Below are 14,357 nucleotides of genomic sequence, written 5' to 3'. Positions count from 1 at the left end.
CTCCCCTGCCTCTCTCCGGCGGCCCGCACCGGCCGCCGGTCCCGCACGTCCCCGGTCAGGCGGGGGCGAGCACGATCTCCGCGCGGGCCCGGCCGTCCCGCTCGCTGACGATAGCGATCAGCCCGCCGTCGGGGCCGAAGACCGCACAGGGGCCGGCAATTCCCGCCGGGTCGAGCGGCCCGCCGTGGGAGAGCACCTTCGCCTCGTCGGCGGTGGCGTCGCGGCGCGGGAAGAACCGGTCGGCCGCCGCCGCCAGCGGCAGGTTGACCACCTCGGGCGCGCGTTCCTCCAGCTCGTCGAGGGTGGCGGCCTCCGCGAGGGCGAAGCCACCGACGGCGGTACGGCGCAGCGCCGTCAGGTGCCCGCCCACCCCGAGCGCCAGGCCCGCGTCCCGGGCGATCGCCCGGATGTACGTCCCGGACGAACAGGTCACGTCGATGTCCACGTCCACCACGTCCGGGGAGTCCCGGCGCACCGCCAGCAGCTCCAACCGGGACACGGTGACCCGGCGGGCGGGCAGGTCGACGCTCTCCCCCTCGCGCACCCGCTTGTACGCCCGCTGCCCGTCGATCTTGATGGCGCTCACCGCGCTCGGCACCTGGTCGATCTCGCCGGTCAGGACGGCGAGCGCGGCCCGGATCGCCTCGTCGGTGACGTGGCCGGCCGGGGTGGTGGCGATCACGTCGCCCTCGGCGTCGTCGGTGACGGTGGCCTGGCCGAGCCGGACGGTGGCGGTGTAGCTCTTGCCTGCGCCGATCACGTACGTGAGCAGGCGGGTGGCCCGCCCGACCCCGATGACCAGCACGCCGGTCGCCATCGGGTCGAGGGTGCCGCCGTGCCCCACCCGACGGGTCCGCGCCAGTCGGCGGATGCGCGCCACCACGTCGTGCGACGTCATGCCGCCGGGCTTGTCGACCACGATCAGACCGTCTGTGCTCACGACACCCAAGCCTGCCAGACCGCGCCGGGCCCCCCGTCGCCGCCGTACGCGGCCGCCCCCTGCGCCCGCGGAAAAGGCCGTGCCGAGGCTCAGCGGACCGCGCCGACCACGGCCCAGCCCCCGGAGCGCAGCCGCCACAACAGGGCGACCAGCCGGAGCACCACGAAGAGCGTGAGCCCCGCCCAGATGCCGCCGAGTCCGAGGTCCAGCCCGTACGCCAGCCAGATCGCCGGCAGGAAGCCGCCGAGCGCGGCCACGACGGTGAGGTTACGCAGGTAGCGGACGTCGCCCGCGCCGATCAGCACGCCGTCGAGGGCGAACACGACACCGGCCAGCGGCAGCATCGCCACGAACCACGGCCAGGCGAGCATGGCCTGGTCGCGTACCTGCGGATCGGAGCTGAACCAGCCGGGGACCACGCCGGCGCCGGCGGCGATGAGCACGGCGAACGCCACACCGCAGGCGCCGCCGAGCAGCCCGATCCGGCGCGCGAGGTCCCGGGCGGCGGCGTCGTCGCCGGCCCCGAGTGCGGCGCCGACCAGGGACTGGGCGGCGATGGCGAGCGCGTCGAGCACCAGGGCGGTGAAGAACCACAGTTGCAGGGCGATCTGGTGCGCGCCCACGGCGGCGACCCCGAAGCGGGCGGCGACGGCGGTGGCGGAGAGGAAGCTGGCCTGGAAGGCGACGCCCCGGATCAGCAGGTCCCGGCTGAGCGCCAACTGCTGGCCGATCAGCCTCGGCCGGGGCCGCAGCGACACCCGTTCGGCGACCAGCGCCCCGACGAAGAGCGCCCCGCCGATGGTCTGGGCGACCACGTTGGCCACCGCGGAGCCGACCAGGCCCAGCCCGGCCGGATAGACCAGCAGCGGGCACAGCACGGCGGAGAGCAGGTTGGGGCCGAGCACGAACACCAGCGGGCGGCGGGTGTCCTGCACGCCGCGTAGCCAGCCGTTGCCGGCGGCGGCGAGCAGCAGGCCGGGCGCGCCGAGCGCCGCGACCCGCAGCCACTGCGCGGCGGCGTCGGCCACCTCGCCCGGGCCTCCGGCGAGCGTACGCGCCAGCGCCCCGCCGCCGATCTGCATGCCGAGCGCGACCAGCACCCCCACCCCGAGGGCCAACCAGGACGCCTGGACGCCCTCGGCGACGGCGGACGCCCGGTCGCCCGCCCCGAACCGTCGGGCCGACCGCCCCGTCGTGCCGTACGCGACCACGGTGCCGAGCCAGGCGATGAGCGTCAGCACCGTCCCGCCGATGGCCAGGGCGGCCAGCGGCACCCGGCCGAGATGCCCCACCACCGCCGTGTCCACGAGCACGTAGATCGGTTCGGCTGCCAGCACCACCAGCGCCGGCAGGGCCAGCGCGGCGATCCGGCGGGGCGTGACGGACCCGGGGTGGAGGGATTGGCTCATCGCCGCCGATCCTGGCACGGGCAAGGTAAGGATCGCAAGCTATGCCATCACTTACCGGAAGGTGGTCGGCCGGGGGCCAGGTGGACGACGCTCACGGCACCGAGCAGGAGCACTCCTCCGACGACCACCGGCGCAGGCAGCGACTCCCCGACGAGCCAGCCCGCGAGCAGCACGGCGGTAAGCGGCTCCGCGAGGGTGGAGAGCGCGGCGGCGCTGCCGGTGGTGGTGCGCAGCCCGGCGTAGAACAGGGCGTACGCCACCGCCGTGGTGACCACCCCGAGGTGCACCAGCAGGCCGACGGGCGCGAGCCGGGCCGGGACGGCGATCCCCTCGGCCAGCGCGATCGGCGCCAACGCCAACGCGCCCACCACGGCGGAGACGGTGGTGAGCGTCATCGACGCGACGCGCTGGGCGGCATGCCGGCTCGACACGGTGCTGGCCGCGTAGCCGATCCCGGAGCCGAACGCCGCGAGCAGGCCGAGCACCGGGCGCGGCGCGGTCGCGCCCGGCTGCCCGACCGACACCGTGATGAGCACGAGGCCGACGACGCCGGCCACCAGGGCGCCCAGCATGGTCCGCCCGGGCAGTCGCCGCGCGCGCAGGGACTCCCACCCGAAGATGAGGACGGGAGCGAGCCCCAGGCTGACCACGGTGGCCACCCCGACGCCGCCTGCCGCGACGGCGACGAAGTACAGCGCCTGGTAGGCCCCGAGCAGGACCCCGACCAGGACGAGGGCCACCGGCTCCGAGCGCAGTGCCGTGAGCACCGGGCCCAGCCGGTGCGCCACCAGGGCGACCAGCACCACCGCGCCGATGGCGAGGCGGTAGAAGCCGATGCCCGTCGGGGTGAGCGTGGTGGACTCGCGGACGAGCTGCACGGCGACACCGGTGGTGCCCCACAGCACGCCGGCGCCGGTGACGTACAGCAGGCCCCGGCGGGTGCCGCCGGGCGGCGCGGAACGCGGGCGAGTAATGGACGGAGAGGTGGACGACGGGAAGAGAGACGATCGGGACACGGATGCGCTCCAGGCAGGATCGAGCCGCTGACAGAGTTGGCGTCTGTCGGAGCGCACGCACGACGAGCATGATCGCCGGCGGACGTTCAGCCGGATGCGGCGGCGGCCCCTCGTCCGAGCGGGTCGCACCGCGATGGCCGGTGGTCACCCGGGACACGGGGTAGCCACCGGTGGCGTGGCGCTCCGGTCAGGAGCGCGGCGGGGGCAGGACGCCCAGGAACGACCTCATGCCCGCACCCTAACGCAGCCCCGGCATCTCCTGGTGGTGGTCGAAGGCGCGGCCCGTGCTAGCCGCCGAAGTACTCCGCCATCAGGCGGTCGACCCACTCCGGCTGCCGGACGCGCCCCGGGAGGAACTGGCGCAGCACGGGCTTGACGTCGAGGACCGGCGTGCCGTCGACCGCGTCCAGCCCGCGTACCCGCAGCTCCCGGCCACGTACCGAGACCACCTCGCAGACGGTGCAGCCGATCCGGTTGGGCCGCCGCGGCCCACGGTCGGCGAACACCCCGACCTCGGGCAGGTCGGCCCGGCCGCGGGGCCGCAACGGCAGCCGGTAGTGCTCCCGTTCGGCGAGACGGTCGAAGAAGAAGACCACCTCCACGTGGGAGAAGTCGGCGAGCCCGGTGAGGCAACCCTCCCCGAAGCGCGGCTCGACCAGGATGGTGCTCGGCACGGCGCCCCAGTGGTCGGAGTTTCCCGGATCCGCACGTCCGTTGTGGACCCAGCCGATCGGGGTCACGGTGATCGTCGCCCCGATCGCGGGGCTCTCGTCGGTTTCCCTCATGCCGGTCTTCGGGTCCTTCCTGTGCAGGGGTGGGTGCGCGGGCGAGGGTGCCGCAGGGAGTACGGCACCCTCGCCCGCGCCGGATCAACGGGTGCGGAGCAGGCGCACCGACAGTGGCGCGAAGACCACCGTCAGGGCGACGCAGGCGACGAGGATCCACCCGATCTGCCGGCCGGGCAGGTTCCCCGCCATGAGTTCCCGGGCGGCGGTCACCAGGTGGGTGACCGGGTTGACGTCGACGAAGGCGCGCAGCGGCCCGGGCAGGGTCGCCGGGGTGATGAAGATGTTGCTGAAGAAGGAGAGCGGATACAGCACCGCCTGGGTCACGCCGAGCACGGCACCGGGTGACCGCATGAGCAGCGCCAGCGCCGTCCACACCCAGGACAGGCTCACGCTGAAGGCCACGACGAGCAGCACGGCGGCGGCCACACCGACGACGTTGCCTCCCGGACGGAAGCCGAGCGCGAGGCCGAGCCCCACGACCACCGCCGAGGCGAGCAGGTAACGCACCACGTCACCGAGGAGAGCACCGACGAGCGGGGCGACGGGCCGGATCGAGAGCGTACGGAACCGGTCGTACACGCCACTGGCGATGTCGACGCTCAGGGCGGCACCGGTGGTGGCGGTGGTCACCAGGAGCGTCATGACGAGGATCCCCGGGACCAGGTAGCCGACGTACCTGCCGGTCGAGCCGCCGACGGCGCCGCCGAACAGGTACGTGAACATCACGGTGAACACCACCGGATGGACGGCGACGTCGAAGATCTGGACAGGCGTACGCCTGATCTTCAGCAGGGCCCGGCGGCCGAACGTCAGGCAGGCGCTCAGAGTGCCCGCCCGAACAGGGCGTGGACGCCTGGCGAGCGCCGCAGGCAACGGTCGGGCGGCGGCAACGGTGTCGAGTGTGGTCATCCGGTCTTCCTCCCCGAGGTGGCGTCCACGGTGCTCTGGTGGCCCGTCAGCGCCAGGAACACCTCGTCGAGGCTCGGCTGTCCGAGACCGAACTCGGTGACCGGGACCCGGGCCCGCGCCAGCTCCGCGAGCGCGCGCACCGCCGCCTCGGTGTCCGCCGGCACCTGGACGGTCAGGGAGGCGGGATCGGGGGCCGGCGTCACGGGCCCACCGAGCGCCCTGGTCAGCACCCGGTCGGCGGTGGTCCGGTCGTCCGGGTCGGCCAGCCGGACGTGCAGCGCCCCGCCACCGACCGACGCCTTGAGTTCGCTGCTGGCGCCCTCGGCGACGACGGTGCCGTGGTCGATGACGGCGATACGGTCGGCCAGTTGGTCCGCCTCGTCGAGGTACTGGGTGGTCAGCAGGACCGTGGTGCCCTCGGCGACGAGTGCCCGGACGACGCCCCACACGTCGCTCCGGCTGCGCGGGTCCAGCCCGGTGGTGGGTTCGTCCAGGAACAGCAGGTCAGGCGTCACGACGAGGCCGGCGGCGATGTCCAGCCGACGCCGCATGCCCCCGGAGTGCGTCCTGACCAGCCGGTCGGCCGCCTCGGTCAGGGCGAACGCGGCCAGCAGTTCCTCGGCCCGGCTCGCGGCGTCCGCCGGGGGGTGACCGTGCAGCCGGCCGAGCAGGACGAGGTTCTCCCGGGCGGTGAGGCCCTCGTCGAGCGAGGCGTACTGGCCGGTCAGGCTGATCCGGTCGCGTACCGCGGCGGCGTCGCGGACCACGTCGTGGCCGAACACCAGTGCGGTACCCGCGTCGGGGCGCAGCAGCGTGGCCAGCATGCGGATGGTGGTCGTCTTGCCGGCGCCGTTGGGCCCGAGGAAGCCGTACACCGAGCCGGCGGGGATGCTCAGGTCGATGCCGCCGACCGCCCGCGTCGCGCCGAACGTCTTCACCAGGCCCGACGCTTCGACGGCCAGGTGACTGGAGGGTGTCATCGGGCCCAGACGTCCTCGTCGACCAGGTCGCCCTGCTCGGCGGTGACGTCGCGGGCGACGGCGAACGCCGCGGCGGCCTCCGGCAGGCCCGGGCCGCCCGCGAGCGCCGCCCGCAGGGTCTCGGGCGAGTCCCACCGCCACATGTCCACCCAGGTCCGCTCGTCGACGCGGACCAGTCGGGTCTCGGTCGGGCCGGCATACGCCGCCCGGATCGCGTCGAGGAGCTTCGCGCGCCGCTCCAGCACGGTGTCGGCGTCGGCCGGGTCGGCCGTGAACCGCGTGGTCCGGATGAGAGCCATGTCGTTGAACCTTCCACTAGAGCTGAACTTTAGAGTTCGACTCTAGTGTTACAGTACGGCTATGCAACTGGTCAAGAGCGCCGGCAAGAAGGGCGAGCGGTCACGGCAGACCCGGCGACGCATCCTCCAGGCGGCCCACGAGCTGTTCGTCGAACAGGGCTACGGGGCGACGACGTTGCAGGGCGTCGCAGAGCGGGCCGGCGTCGCCGTGCAGACCATCTACTTCGCCTTCGGCAACAAGCCCTCGCTGCTCAAGGAACTGGTCGACGTCACCATCGCCGGCGACGACGAGCCGATCCCCACGTTGCAGCGGGACTGGTTCCTCGACGCCGTCGCGGCCGACACCGCCGAGGCCCAGCTACGGGCGCACGTGCGGGGCACCTGCGACGTGCTCCAGCGGGTGGCGCCGATCATGGACGTCCTGCGTGCCGCCGGCGGACAGGACCCGAGCCTGGCCGGCCTGTGGCAGCAGGACAGCGACCCACGCCTCGAGGTCCAGACGGTCGCGGCCCGCAGCCTTCTGGCCAAGCCCGACGCCCGGGCGCAGCTCTCCGTCGAACACGCCGCCGACGTGCTCTTCGGGCTGCTGAGCCCCGAGCTGTATCTCCTCTTCGTCCGCGACCGGGGGTGGACACCGGACCGCTGGCAGCAGTGGGCCTACGACACGCTGCGCGCACAGCTCTGCGACTGACCGGTGAGGGATGCCGGCTGGGCTACCGTCTCCGCCGTGGGCACCGAGCAGTGGTTGGCGGACACCCGCGTCTCCTACGACACCGTCGCCGAGAGCTACGCGGCCCAGGTGCGCGACTTCCTGGACGACGCGCCGTACGAGCGCGCGGCCCTCGCGCTGTTCGCCGACCTGACACGGGCCGCCGGCGGAGGACCAGTCGCCGACGTGGGGTGCGGGCCGGGACACATCACCGCCCACCTGCACCGGCACGGCGTCGAGGCGTTCGGCGTCGACCTCTCCCCCGCGATGATCGACGTGGCCAGGCGCGACCACCCGGGCCTACGGTTCGCGGTGGGCTCCATGACCGGCCTCGGCCTCGCCGACGCGTCGGTGGCTGGCCTGGTCGCCTGGTACTCGGTGATCCACGTGCCGGACGACGACATCGGCACGGTCTTCGCGCAGTTCCGACGGGTGCTGCGACCCGGCGGCCCGCTGCTGCTGGCCTTCCACGTCGGCGAAGGCTCCCGGCTGAAGACCACGGGCTACGGCGGCCACCCGATGAGGGTTCACGTCCACCGCCGCCAGCCGGCCCGCGTGACAGCCTGGCTGGCGGAGGCCGGCTTCACGGTCGAGGCAGCACTGACCGTCGGCCCTTCGGAGGGCACCCCCGCCGGCGTGCTCTTCGCACGCCACCACCCATAACGGAACCCGCCGCCCCGGACCTGCGCCAGCGCCGCCATGCGGCATGCCCCGGCGGGCCCGGATAACGCCGACGGCCCAACCCCGCCCCAGGCCGCCCCCGAGCCCCGGCCCCGCTCCGCCCCCGTCCTCCCGACATCACGCGATCTTGCACTTTCGGCCCCCGAGTTGGGGCGATTGAGGCAATTGTCGGGACACGAACTGCAAGATCGCGGAGGGCTGGGGGTGGGGTGGGTGCGATGGCGACGGCGTGGCCGCGAGGGGCGGGGAGGGGCGGAGGCTCGGGCGGGGAGGGCGCCGGCGTGTGATGCCGGCGGCCTCAGCGCCGAGGGGCCTTGGTCACTGGCGGGTGTCCATGGAGGTTTGCAGGGCGCGGCGCAGCTGCTCGCGGGCCTCGTCGGTGGTCTGGGGCTTGGGCTTGCTCGGCATGGTGGTTCCCCTTCCAGGGCGTGGGCCGCCGACGGACGGCAGCCCTCATCGGGCGGTCGTGCTGAGCGCCCGACAGCGGCCCGGGGTCACCGGAGCGGCTGGTGGGCAGCGTGAGCCCGGGTCGGTCGACCCTGGAGGGAGGTGCTGCCGGGTGCGGCCTCACCGCCCAACGGCCAACGCCGCCACACGACGCCGACCGATTCCCAAGCTATCGTTCAGTTCCACATACTGCCCACGGTTCCCGCGATCTGGACTCACGTTCCGCCCAGGGGCGAACGCCGCCCAGCGGATGCAGGGGCACCCGTCGAGCGGACGCCGGGAGTCGGGGCCGGGACGTCGAGGCGGCGAGGCGGCGAGGCGGCGGTCGCAGGGGACGCCGTCAAGCGGAACGCGGGAACGGCGGTCAGCGGGCCAGGAAGTGCCAGCCCAGCCACCACCAGAAGCCGAACAGGCCGATCCGGCCGACCGGCACCGAGCCCACCTCGTAGCGCATCACGTAGGCGCAGACCTCGCCGAGCGTCGGGATCCGGGACCCCTCGCGGCGGGCCGCCCACTCGACGGCGGCGAAGAGCACCAGCGAGGCCAGGAAGCCACCGATGGCCAGCATCCGCATCATCGCCGCACCAGCCCCCAGAACGCCGCAAGCCAGCCGAGCCAGGCCGCCGAGCGGACCAACTGGTCCTCCAGCAGCGGATCGGCCAGTCGGGAGAAGGTGGGGAAGTCGTCCCCCACCGCCAGCACGAACGTGGTCCCCTCGAAGACCCCGAAGACCACCACCGGCAGTGCCCACCAGGCTGCCGGGGCGCCCAACCGGCGCGGCGCCGGCCGCCGGGGCACCCGGTTGCTCAGGCCCAGCCAGATCAGCACCCCGCCGGTGCCCAGGGTCCAGAGGTTGGCCTCGGTCGAGAAGGACGGAAACCGGCCGCCGACCAACGAGAGGAAGACGAGCACCGGCACGGTGACGGCGGGACGGTCCCAGGCGCGGGGCGCCTCGACGGTAAGGTCGTGGGGCTGCTCCATCCCGCGATTCTCCCCGTACTAGTCGGAACCGGGAAGACGGACACTCCCCGAGCTCACCCTGATCTTCCCGTGCCCGCTCCTGCTATCAGTGCCGGCCGGGGCCGGTCAGCGCGCCGTCGAGCTCCGCGCGGATCCGGTCGACGACCTCGTCGACAGTCCCCGAACCGGTGAAGCCGGCGGCGAAGCGGTGCCCGCCGCCACCGAGCGCGACCGCCACCCGGCTGACGTCCACCGCGCCCTTGCTGCGCATCGACACCGCCCAGTCACCGGTCGCGGTCTGCTTGACCACGCAGCTCACGTCGGCCTCGGCGGTGCACCGGACCGAGTCGATCAGCGCCTCCAGCACGTACGGCCGCTGGTCGTGCCTGGCCAGGTCGTCCTGGGTCGCGTACGTCCACACCAGACCGTGCCCGGCGGCCGCTGCGGGTTCCAGGCAAGCCCTGCCCAGCACCTCGCCGAAGAGGCGGACGGCGCCGAACGGCCGGGTGTCGAAGATCCGGCGCGAGATGTCGCCGGGCCGGATGCCGGTGGCCAGCAGGCGGGCCGCCAACTGGTGCACCGCCGGGGTGGTCGCCTCGAACCGGAACGAACCCGTGTCGGTGCTGAGGGCGACGTAGAGGCATTCCGCGATCGCGGCGTCCAGCCCGACGCCGAGCCGGGCGAGCAGCCCCTCGGCGACCACCGAGGTGGCCGCCGCGTGCGGGTCCACCAGGTTGATCCGGCCGAAGCGGGTGTTCGACGCGTGGTGGTCGAGCACCAGCGCCGCACCGGCGGTCTCCAGCCGGTCGGCCAGCTCACCGAGCCGCGACTCGCTGGCCGCGTCGAAACAGATGACCAGGTCGGGATCCGGGTACGCCTCGGTCGACGGCACCAGCAGCTCCAGCCCGGGCAGCGCCCGGAACGGCTCCGGCACCTCCGGCGGGCCGGGGAAGGTCGCCTGCATCCGCCGTACGCCCAGCCGACGCAGCCCGAGCCCGAAGCCCAGCATGCTGCCCAGCGCGTCCCCGTCCGGGTTGACGTGGCAGATCAGCAGCACCCGCCCGTCCGGCGGCAGGGCCCGCACGGCCGCGACGCCGGCGGCCCAGTCCGCCTCCGTCGGGCCGGAGTCGACCGGTGGCGTCGCCTCGGCGAGGGCGCCACCGGCCGGGCCGCCGGAGGGTTCGATCACCGCGGTTCCCCGCCCCGGGGCGGGGTCTCGTCCTCGTCCTCGTCGCGCGTCTCGTCGCCGTCCTCGTCCTCGTCGAGCCGGTACGGCTGGGCCTCGCCCGCGTACTCGGCCCGGGCGGCGATCCGCTGCACCTCGGCGTCGGCGGTACGGGCCTGGGCGAGCAGGTCGTCGATGTGCTTGACCTGATCCTGCACATCGTCCAGGACGAAGGTCAGCGTCGGCGAGTGCCGCAGCCCGAGCGCCTTGCCGACGGTGCTGCGCAGCATGCCCTTGGCGCTCTCCAGCGCCGCCGCCGTGCCCGCCTGGGCCGCCGCGTCGCCGAGCACCGTGTAGAAGACGGTCGCGTCGCGCAGGTCGGCGGTGATCCGGGCGTCGGTGATGGTGATCATCCCGAGCCGGGGGTCCTTGATCTGGCTGCGCACCACCGACGCGACCAGTTCGCGCACCCGCTCCGCATGCCGGCGTACCTTGGCCGGATCCGACATTCTCGCCACCTCCACGGCGTCCCGCTCCCGGCCGTCTCCCGCCGGCGCGGAGCGCCCCGGAGCCGACCGGCCCAACAACTCGAACACTACCCGCGCGACCACCCGCGCCGCGCGGCGCCGGCTCCGTCACGGCTCCCGGCGGACCGGTGCCGCCGGGTCAGTCCTCTTCGCCGTGCAGCCGCCGGCGCACCGAGAGCAGCTCGGTCTCCGGCCGGCCGGCCACCAGGCGCTCGCAGGAGTCCAGCACCTCGCGGACGTGCGACGCCTCGGCGGCCACCACGGCCACGGCTATCTCGGCCCGACCGTGCAGGTCGAGCGCTCCCACTTCGGCGGCCGAGACCTCGAAGCGGCGCAGCGCCGCCACGATCGGCCGTACGTATGATCTCTTGGCCTTGAGCGACCGGGAGTCGCCCGGCAGCAGCAGGTCGAAGACCGCGGTTCCGGTGAACATCGCCCCGGACGATACCCGTACGGCCCCCCACATGATCAAGGGGTTTACGCCTTTCGACGTAAACCCCTTGATCAGTGGTTCAGCGGATCAGGCGCGAACCTTCTCCCGCATCTCGAAGGTCTCGATGACGTCGCCGACCTGGACGTTGTTGTAACCACCCAGGGTCAGACCACACTCGAAGCCCTCGCGCACCTCCGTGGCGTCGTCCTTGAACCGCTTGAGCGAGCTGATGGTGAGGTTGTCCGCCACCACCGACCCGTCCCGCAGCAGGCGCGCCTTGGCGTTGCGCCGCATGATGCCCGACCGGACGATGCAACCGGAGATGTTGCCGATCTTGGACGAGCGGAAGACGTCGCGGATCTCCGCGGTGCCCAGCTCGACCTCCTCGTACTCCGGCTTGAGCAGGCCCTTGAGCGCCGCCTCGATCTCCTCGATGGCCTGGTAGATCACGGTGTAGTACCGGATCTCCACAGCCTCGCGGTCGGCCATCTCGCGGACCTTGTTCGCGGCCCGCACGTTGAAACCGATGATCGTGACCGGCTCGGACGACGCGCTCGCGAGCATGACGTCGCTCTCGGTGATCGCACCCACGCCCCGGTGGATGATCCTGAGCTGGACCTCCTCCGGGATGTCGAGGTTGAACAGCGCGTCCTCGAGGGCCTCCACGGAACCGGAGACGTCGCCCTTGAGCACCAGGTTGAGCGAGGTCTTCTCGCCCTCCTTGAGCTGCTCCATGAGCGTCTCGAGGGTGGCCCGGCCGCGGGAGTTGGCGAAGGACGCCGCCCGCCGCCGTGCCTGCCGCTGCTCGGCGATCTGACGCACCGTGCGGTCGTCCTCGGCCGCCAGGAACGTGTCGCCGGCACCGGGCACCGCGGTCAGACCGAGCACCAGGACCGGACGGGCCGGACCTGCCTCGGCGACCTGGTTGCCGTTCTCGTCGAGCATCGCCCGGACCCGGCCGTGCGCCCCACCGGCGACGATGGAGTCGCCCGCCCGCAGGGTGCCCTTCTGCACCAGCACCGTCGCCACCGCACCGCGGCCCTTGTCCAGGTGCGCCTCGATGGCCACACCCTGCGCCGGCCCGTCGATCGGAGCGGTCAGCTCCAGCGACGCGTCGGCGGTCAGCAGGACCGCCTCGAGCAGCTCGTCGATGCCGATGCCCGGCTTCGCCGCCACGTTGACGAACATGGTCTCGCCGCCGTACTCCTCGGCGACCAGGCCGTACTCGGTCAGCTGCTGGCGGACCTTGTCCGGGTTCGCCTCCGGCTTGTCGACCTTGTTGACCGCCACCACGATCGGCACCTCGGCCGCCTTGGCGTGGTTCAACGCCTCGATCGTCTGCGGCATGACACCGTCGTCGGCCGCGACGACCAGCACCACGATGTCGGTGACCTGGGCACCACGGGCACGCATGGCGGTGAACGCCTCGTGACCCGGGGTGTCGATGAAGGTCACCGCGCGGTCCTCGCCCTCGTGCGGCACGTGGACCTGGTAGGCACCGATGTGCTGGGTGATGCCACCCGCCTCGCCGGCCACGACGTTCGCCTTGCGGATCGCGTCGAGCAGCTTGGTCTTACCGTGGTCGACGTGACCCATGACGGTCACCACCGGCGCACGGCTGACCAGGCGCTCCTCCGCGACCTCGGCGTCGAGGTCGATGTTGAACTGCGCGAGCAGCTCGCGGTCCTCGTCCTCCGGGCTGACGATCTGCACGTTGAAGCCGAGGTGCTCACCCAGCAGCAGCAGGGTGTCGTCGGAGCACGACTGGGTCGCCGTGACCATCTCGCCCAGGTTGAACATCTCCTGGACCAGCGAACCCGGGTTGGCGTTGATCTTGTCGGCGAAGTCCGACAGCGAGGCGCCACGGGAGAGCCGGACGACCTGACCCTGACCCCGGGGGGCACCCGAGCTCATGGTCGGAGCCGACAGGTTGTCGAACTCCTGTCTGCGCTGCTTCTTGGACTTGCGACCGCGGGTCGGCCTGCCACCCGGACGCCCGAAGGCACCCGCGGCGCCGCCGCCACGGCCACGACCGCCGCCACCGGGACGACCGCCGCCACCGGCCGGCGCGCCCGGACGGAAACCGCCACCGGGTGCACCGCCGCCGCCACCGGGACCACCGCGGTAACCGCCGCCGCCACCGGCACCGCCGCCGGGACCACCGCGGTAACCGCCGCCGCCACCGGCACCGCCGCCGGGACCGCCACGGAAGCCACCGCCGCCACCGGGACGACCCGCGCCGCCGCCGGGACGACCCGCGCCACCGGGGCCGGGGCGACCGGTAGCGGGACGCTGGCTCGGCATGGAGGCCGGGCTCGGGCGGGGCGGCATGGAAGCCGGGCTCGGGCGCGGAGGCATGCCGGCCGGGCTGGGCCGGGGGCCACCCGGACCGGCGGCCGGGGGCCGCTGCTGCTGTTGCTGACTGCCCTGGATGCCGAACGGGTTGTTACCGGCGCCGCGCGCCGGCGGACGCCCGCCCGGACGACCACCCGGACCGGGCGCGGGCGCGCCGGGACGACCGGCGGCCGGGGAACCCGGACGGGGCGGCATGGCACCCGGACCCGGTCGGGGACCGGGGCGGTTGCCACCGTCCGCCGGGGGCTCCCGGCGGACGTTCTCACGCTGCTGCTGCCGGGCGGCCTGGGCGGCCTTGACCGCCGCCTCCTGCTCGGCCTTCAGCGCGGCGGCACGCGCCTCGGCGGCCGCCACCTCGATGTCGTGGGCACTCGCCGGCTTGGCGACCGGGGCCGCTGGCTGCGGCGGACCGGGCACCGGGCCCTTGGGCTTCGGGCCGGGCGTCGGCGCGGCCGGCCGCCGGGGCGGCATCGGCTTGGCCGAGACCCGGGGCCCACCGGGGGCCGGGGAGGGCGTCGGGGTCGGGGTCGGCGCCGGGGCGGCCGCCGGAGGGGCGGCCGGTGCCGAAGATCCGGCGGAGGCGACGAATGCGCTGCGCAGCCGTCGGGCGACGGGCGCCTCGACGGTGCTGGACGCGGACTTCACGAACTCGCCCATCTCCTTGAGCTTGGCGAGAACGGTCTTGCTTTCGACCCCGAGCTCTTTTGCAAGCTCGTGTACGCGGGCCTTACCTGCCACT

At 73.6% G+C, this 14,357-nt stretch carries 15 protein-coding genes; 2 read left to right on the top strand and 13 right to left on the bottom strand.

The window, feature by feature from the left end:
• Positions 1 to 55: 55 nt before the first annotated feature.
• From truB to AB0D32_RS09755, 7 genes are all read right to left on the bottom strand, one after another.
• Positions 56 to 940 carry a tRNA pseudouridine(55) synthase TruB gene (gene truB / locus AB0D32_RS09785; RefSeq protein WP_357087065.1) on the bottom strand — a complete coding sequence of 295 codons (885 nt, stop codon included), beginning with the start codon at positions 938 to 940 and terminating at the stop codon, positions 56 to 58.
• 89 nt (positions 941 to 1,029) lie between these two features.
• On the bottom strand, positions 1,030 to 2,349 hold the full coding sequence (locus AB0D32_RS09780; RefSeq protein WP_357087063.1) for an MATE family efflux transporter: 1,320 nt from the start codon (positions 2,347 to 2,349) through the stop codon (positions 1,030 to 1,032).
• Between the two features lie 47 nt (positions 2,350 to 2,396).
• Complete coding sequence (locus AB0D32_RS09775; protein WP_357087061.1) at positions 2,397 to 3,365, bottom strand: DMT family transporter; 969 nt, start codon at positions 3,363 to 3,365, stop codon at positions 2,397 to 2,399.
• Positions 3,366 to 3,652: 287 nt separating this feature from the next.
• On the bottom strand, positions 3,653 to 4,150 hold the full coding sequence (locus tag AB0D32_RS09770; RefSeq protein ID WP_357087059.1) for an SAM-dependent methyltransferase: 498 nt from the start codon (positions 4,148 to 4,150) through the stop codon (positions 3,653 to 3,655).
• Between the two features lie 84 nt (positions 4,151 to 4,234).
• Positions 4,235 to 5,062 (bottom strand): ABC transporter permease, encoded by an 828-nt coding sequence (locus tag AB0D32_RS09765; protein ID WP_357087057.1) that lies wholly within the window; start codon positions 5,060 to 5,062, stop codon positions 4,235 to 4,237.
• Positions 5,059 to 6,042: an ATP-binding cassette domain-containing protein gene (locus AB0D32_RS09760; RefSeq protein WP_357087055.1), complete on the bottom strand. Its 984-nt coding sequence runs from the start codon at positions 6,040 to 6,042 to the stop codon at positions 5,059 to 5,061. The genes AB0D32_RS09765 and AB0D32_RS09760 overlap by 4 nt, the downstream gene beginning before the upstream one ends.
• Positions 6,039 to 6,341, bottom strand: coding sequence for a hypothetical protein (locus tag AB0D32_RS09755; protein WP_357087053.1), 303 nt, complete (start codon positions 6,339 to 6,341; stop codon positions 6,039 to 6,041). Before AB0D32_RS09755 ends, AB0D32_RS09760 begins: the two co-directional genes overlap by 4 nt.
• A 61-nt stretch (positions 6,342 to 6,402) precedes the next feature.
• Here AB0D32_RS09755 and AB0D32_RS09750 point away from each other — a divergent pair, with 61 nt between their 5' ends.
• Together AB0D32_RS09750 and AB0D32_RS09745 are read left to right on the top strand one after the other, a co-directional pair.
• Positions 6,403 to 7,032: a helix-turn-helix domain-containing protein gene (locus AB0D32_RS09750; RefSeq protein WP_357087050.1), complete on the top strand. Its 630-nt coding sequence runs from the start codon at positions 6,403 to 6,405 to the stop codon at positions 7,030 to 7,032.
• Between the two features lie 36 nt (positions 7,033 to 7,068).
• On the top strand, positions 7,069 to 7,713 hold the full coding sequence (locus AB0D32_RS09745; RefSeq protein WP_357087047.1) for a class I SAM-dependent methyltransferase: 645 nt from the start codon (positions 7,069 to 7,071) through the stop codon (positions 7,711 to 7,713).
• Positions 7,714 to 8,542: 829 nt separating this feature from the next.
• Here the strand turns inward: AB0D32_RS09745 and AB0D32_RS09740 are convergent.
• From AB0D32_RS09740 to infB, 6 genes are all read right to left on the bottom strand, one after another.
• Positions 8,543 to 8,752 carry a DUF6186 family protein gene (locus tag AB0D32_RS09740; RefSeq protein ID WP_357087441.1) on the bottom strand — a complete coding sequence of 70 codons (210 nt, stop codon included), beginning with the start codon at positions 8,750 to 8,752 and terminating at the stop codon, positions 8,543 to 8,545.
• Positions 8,752 to 9,159, bottom strand: coding sequence for a hypothetical protein (locus AB0D32_RS09735; protein ID WP_357087044.1), 408 nt, complete (start codon positions 9,157 to 9,159; stop codon positions 8,752 to 8,754). Before AB0D32_RS09735 ends, AB0D32_RS09740 begins: the two co-directional genes overlap by 1 nt.
• A gap of 85 nt (positions 9,160 to 9,244) precedes the next feature.
• The gene (locus AB0D32_RS09730; protein ID WP_357087438.1) at positions 9,245 to 10,222 is read right to left on the bottom strand and encodes a bifunctional oligoribonuclease/PAP phosphatase NrnA; all 978 of its coding nucleotides are present in this window, start codon (positions 10,220 to 10,222) and stop codon (positions 9,245 to 9,247) included.
• A 101-nt stretch (positions 10,223 to 10,323) separates the two neighbouring features.
• Positions 10,324 to 10,812 (bottom strand): 30S ribosome-binding factor RbfA, encoded by a 489-nt coding sequence (gene rbfA / locus AB0D32_RS09725; RefSeq protein WP_357087041.1) that lies wholly within the window; start codon positions 10,810 to 10,812, stop codon positions 10,324 to 10,326.
• Between the two features lie 157 nt (positions 10,813 to 10,969).
• Complete coding sequence (locus tag AB0D32_RS09720; protein ID WP_091620728.1) at positions 10,970 to 11,263, bottom strand: DUF503 domain-containing protein; 294 nt, start codon at positions 11,261 to 11,263, stop codon at positions 10,970 to 10,972.
• Between the two features lie 87 nt (positions 11,264 to 11,350).
• Entirely contained in the window at positions 11,351 to 14,356 is a 3,006-nt protein-coding gene (gene infB / locus AB0D32_RS09715) for a translation initiation factor IF-2 (protein ID WP_357087038.1), read from the bottom strand.
• Position 14,357 lies beyond the last annotated feature (1 nt).

The sequence above is a fragment of the Micromonospora sp. NPDC048170 genome (genome assembly GCF_040652795.1).
In the GTDB taxonomy this organism is placed as follows: Bacteria; Actinomycetota; Actinomycetes; order Mycobacteriales; family Micromonosporaceae; genus Micromonospora.
This window is presented reverse-complemented; position numbering and strand designations above follow the sequence as displayed.

Coding starts and splice junctions, on each gene's coding strand:
- AB0D32_RS09765 (WP_357087057.1), bottom strand. CDS start 5,062: ATGACCACACTCGACACCGTTGCCGCCGCCCGACCGTTGCCTGCGGCG.
- AB0D32_RS09760 (WP_357087055.1), bottom strand. CDS start 6,042: ATGACACCCTCCAGTCACCTGGCCGTCGAAGCGTCGGGCCTGGTGAAG.
- AB0D32_RS09755 (WP_357087053.1), bottom strand. CDS start 6,341: ATGGCTCTCATCCGGACCACGCGGTTCACGGCCGACCCGGCCGACGCC.
- AB0D32_RS09770 (WP_357087059.1), bottom strand. CDS start 4,150: ATGAGGGAAACCGACGAGAGCCCCGCGATCGGGGCGACGATCACCGTG.
- AB0D32_RS09720 (WP_091620728.1), bottom strand. CDS start 11,263: ATGTTCACCGGAACCGCGGTCTTCGACCTGCTGCTGCCGGGCGACTCC.
- rbfA (WP_357087041.1), bottom strand. CDS start 10,812: ATGTCGGATCCGGCCAAGGTACGCCGGCATGCGGAGCGGGTGCGCGAA.
- AB0D32_RS09735 (WP_357087044.1), bottom strand. CDS start 9,159: ATGGAGCAGCCCCACGACCTTACCGTCGAGGCGCCCCGCGCCTGGGAC.
- AB0D32_RS09740 (WP_357087441.1), bottom strand. CDS start 8,752: ATGCGGATGCTGGCCATCGGTGGCTTCCTGGCCTCGCTGGTGCTCTTC.
- AB0D32_RS09750 (WP_357087050.1), top strand. CDS start 6,403: ATGCAACTGGTCAAGAGCGCCGGCAAGAAGGGCGAGCGGTCACGGCAG.
- AB0D32_RS09780 (WP_357087063.1), bottom strand. CDS start 2,349: ATGAGCCAATCCCTCCACCCCGGGTCCGTCACGCCCCGCCGGATCGCC.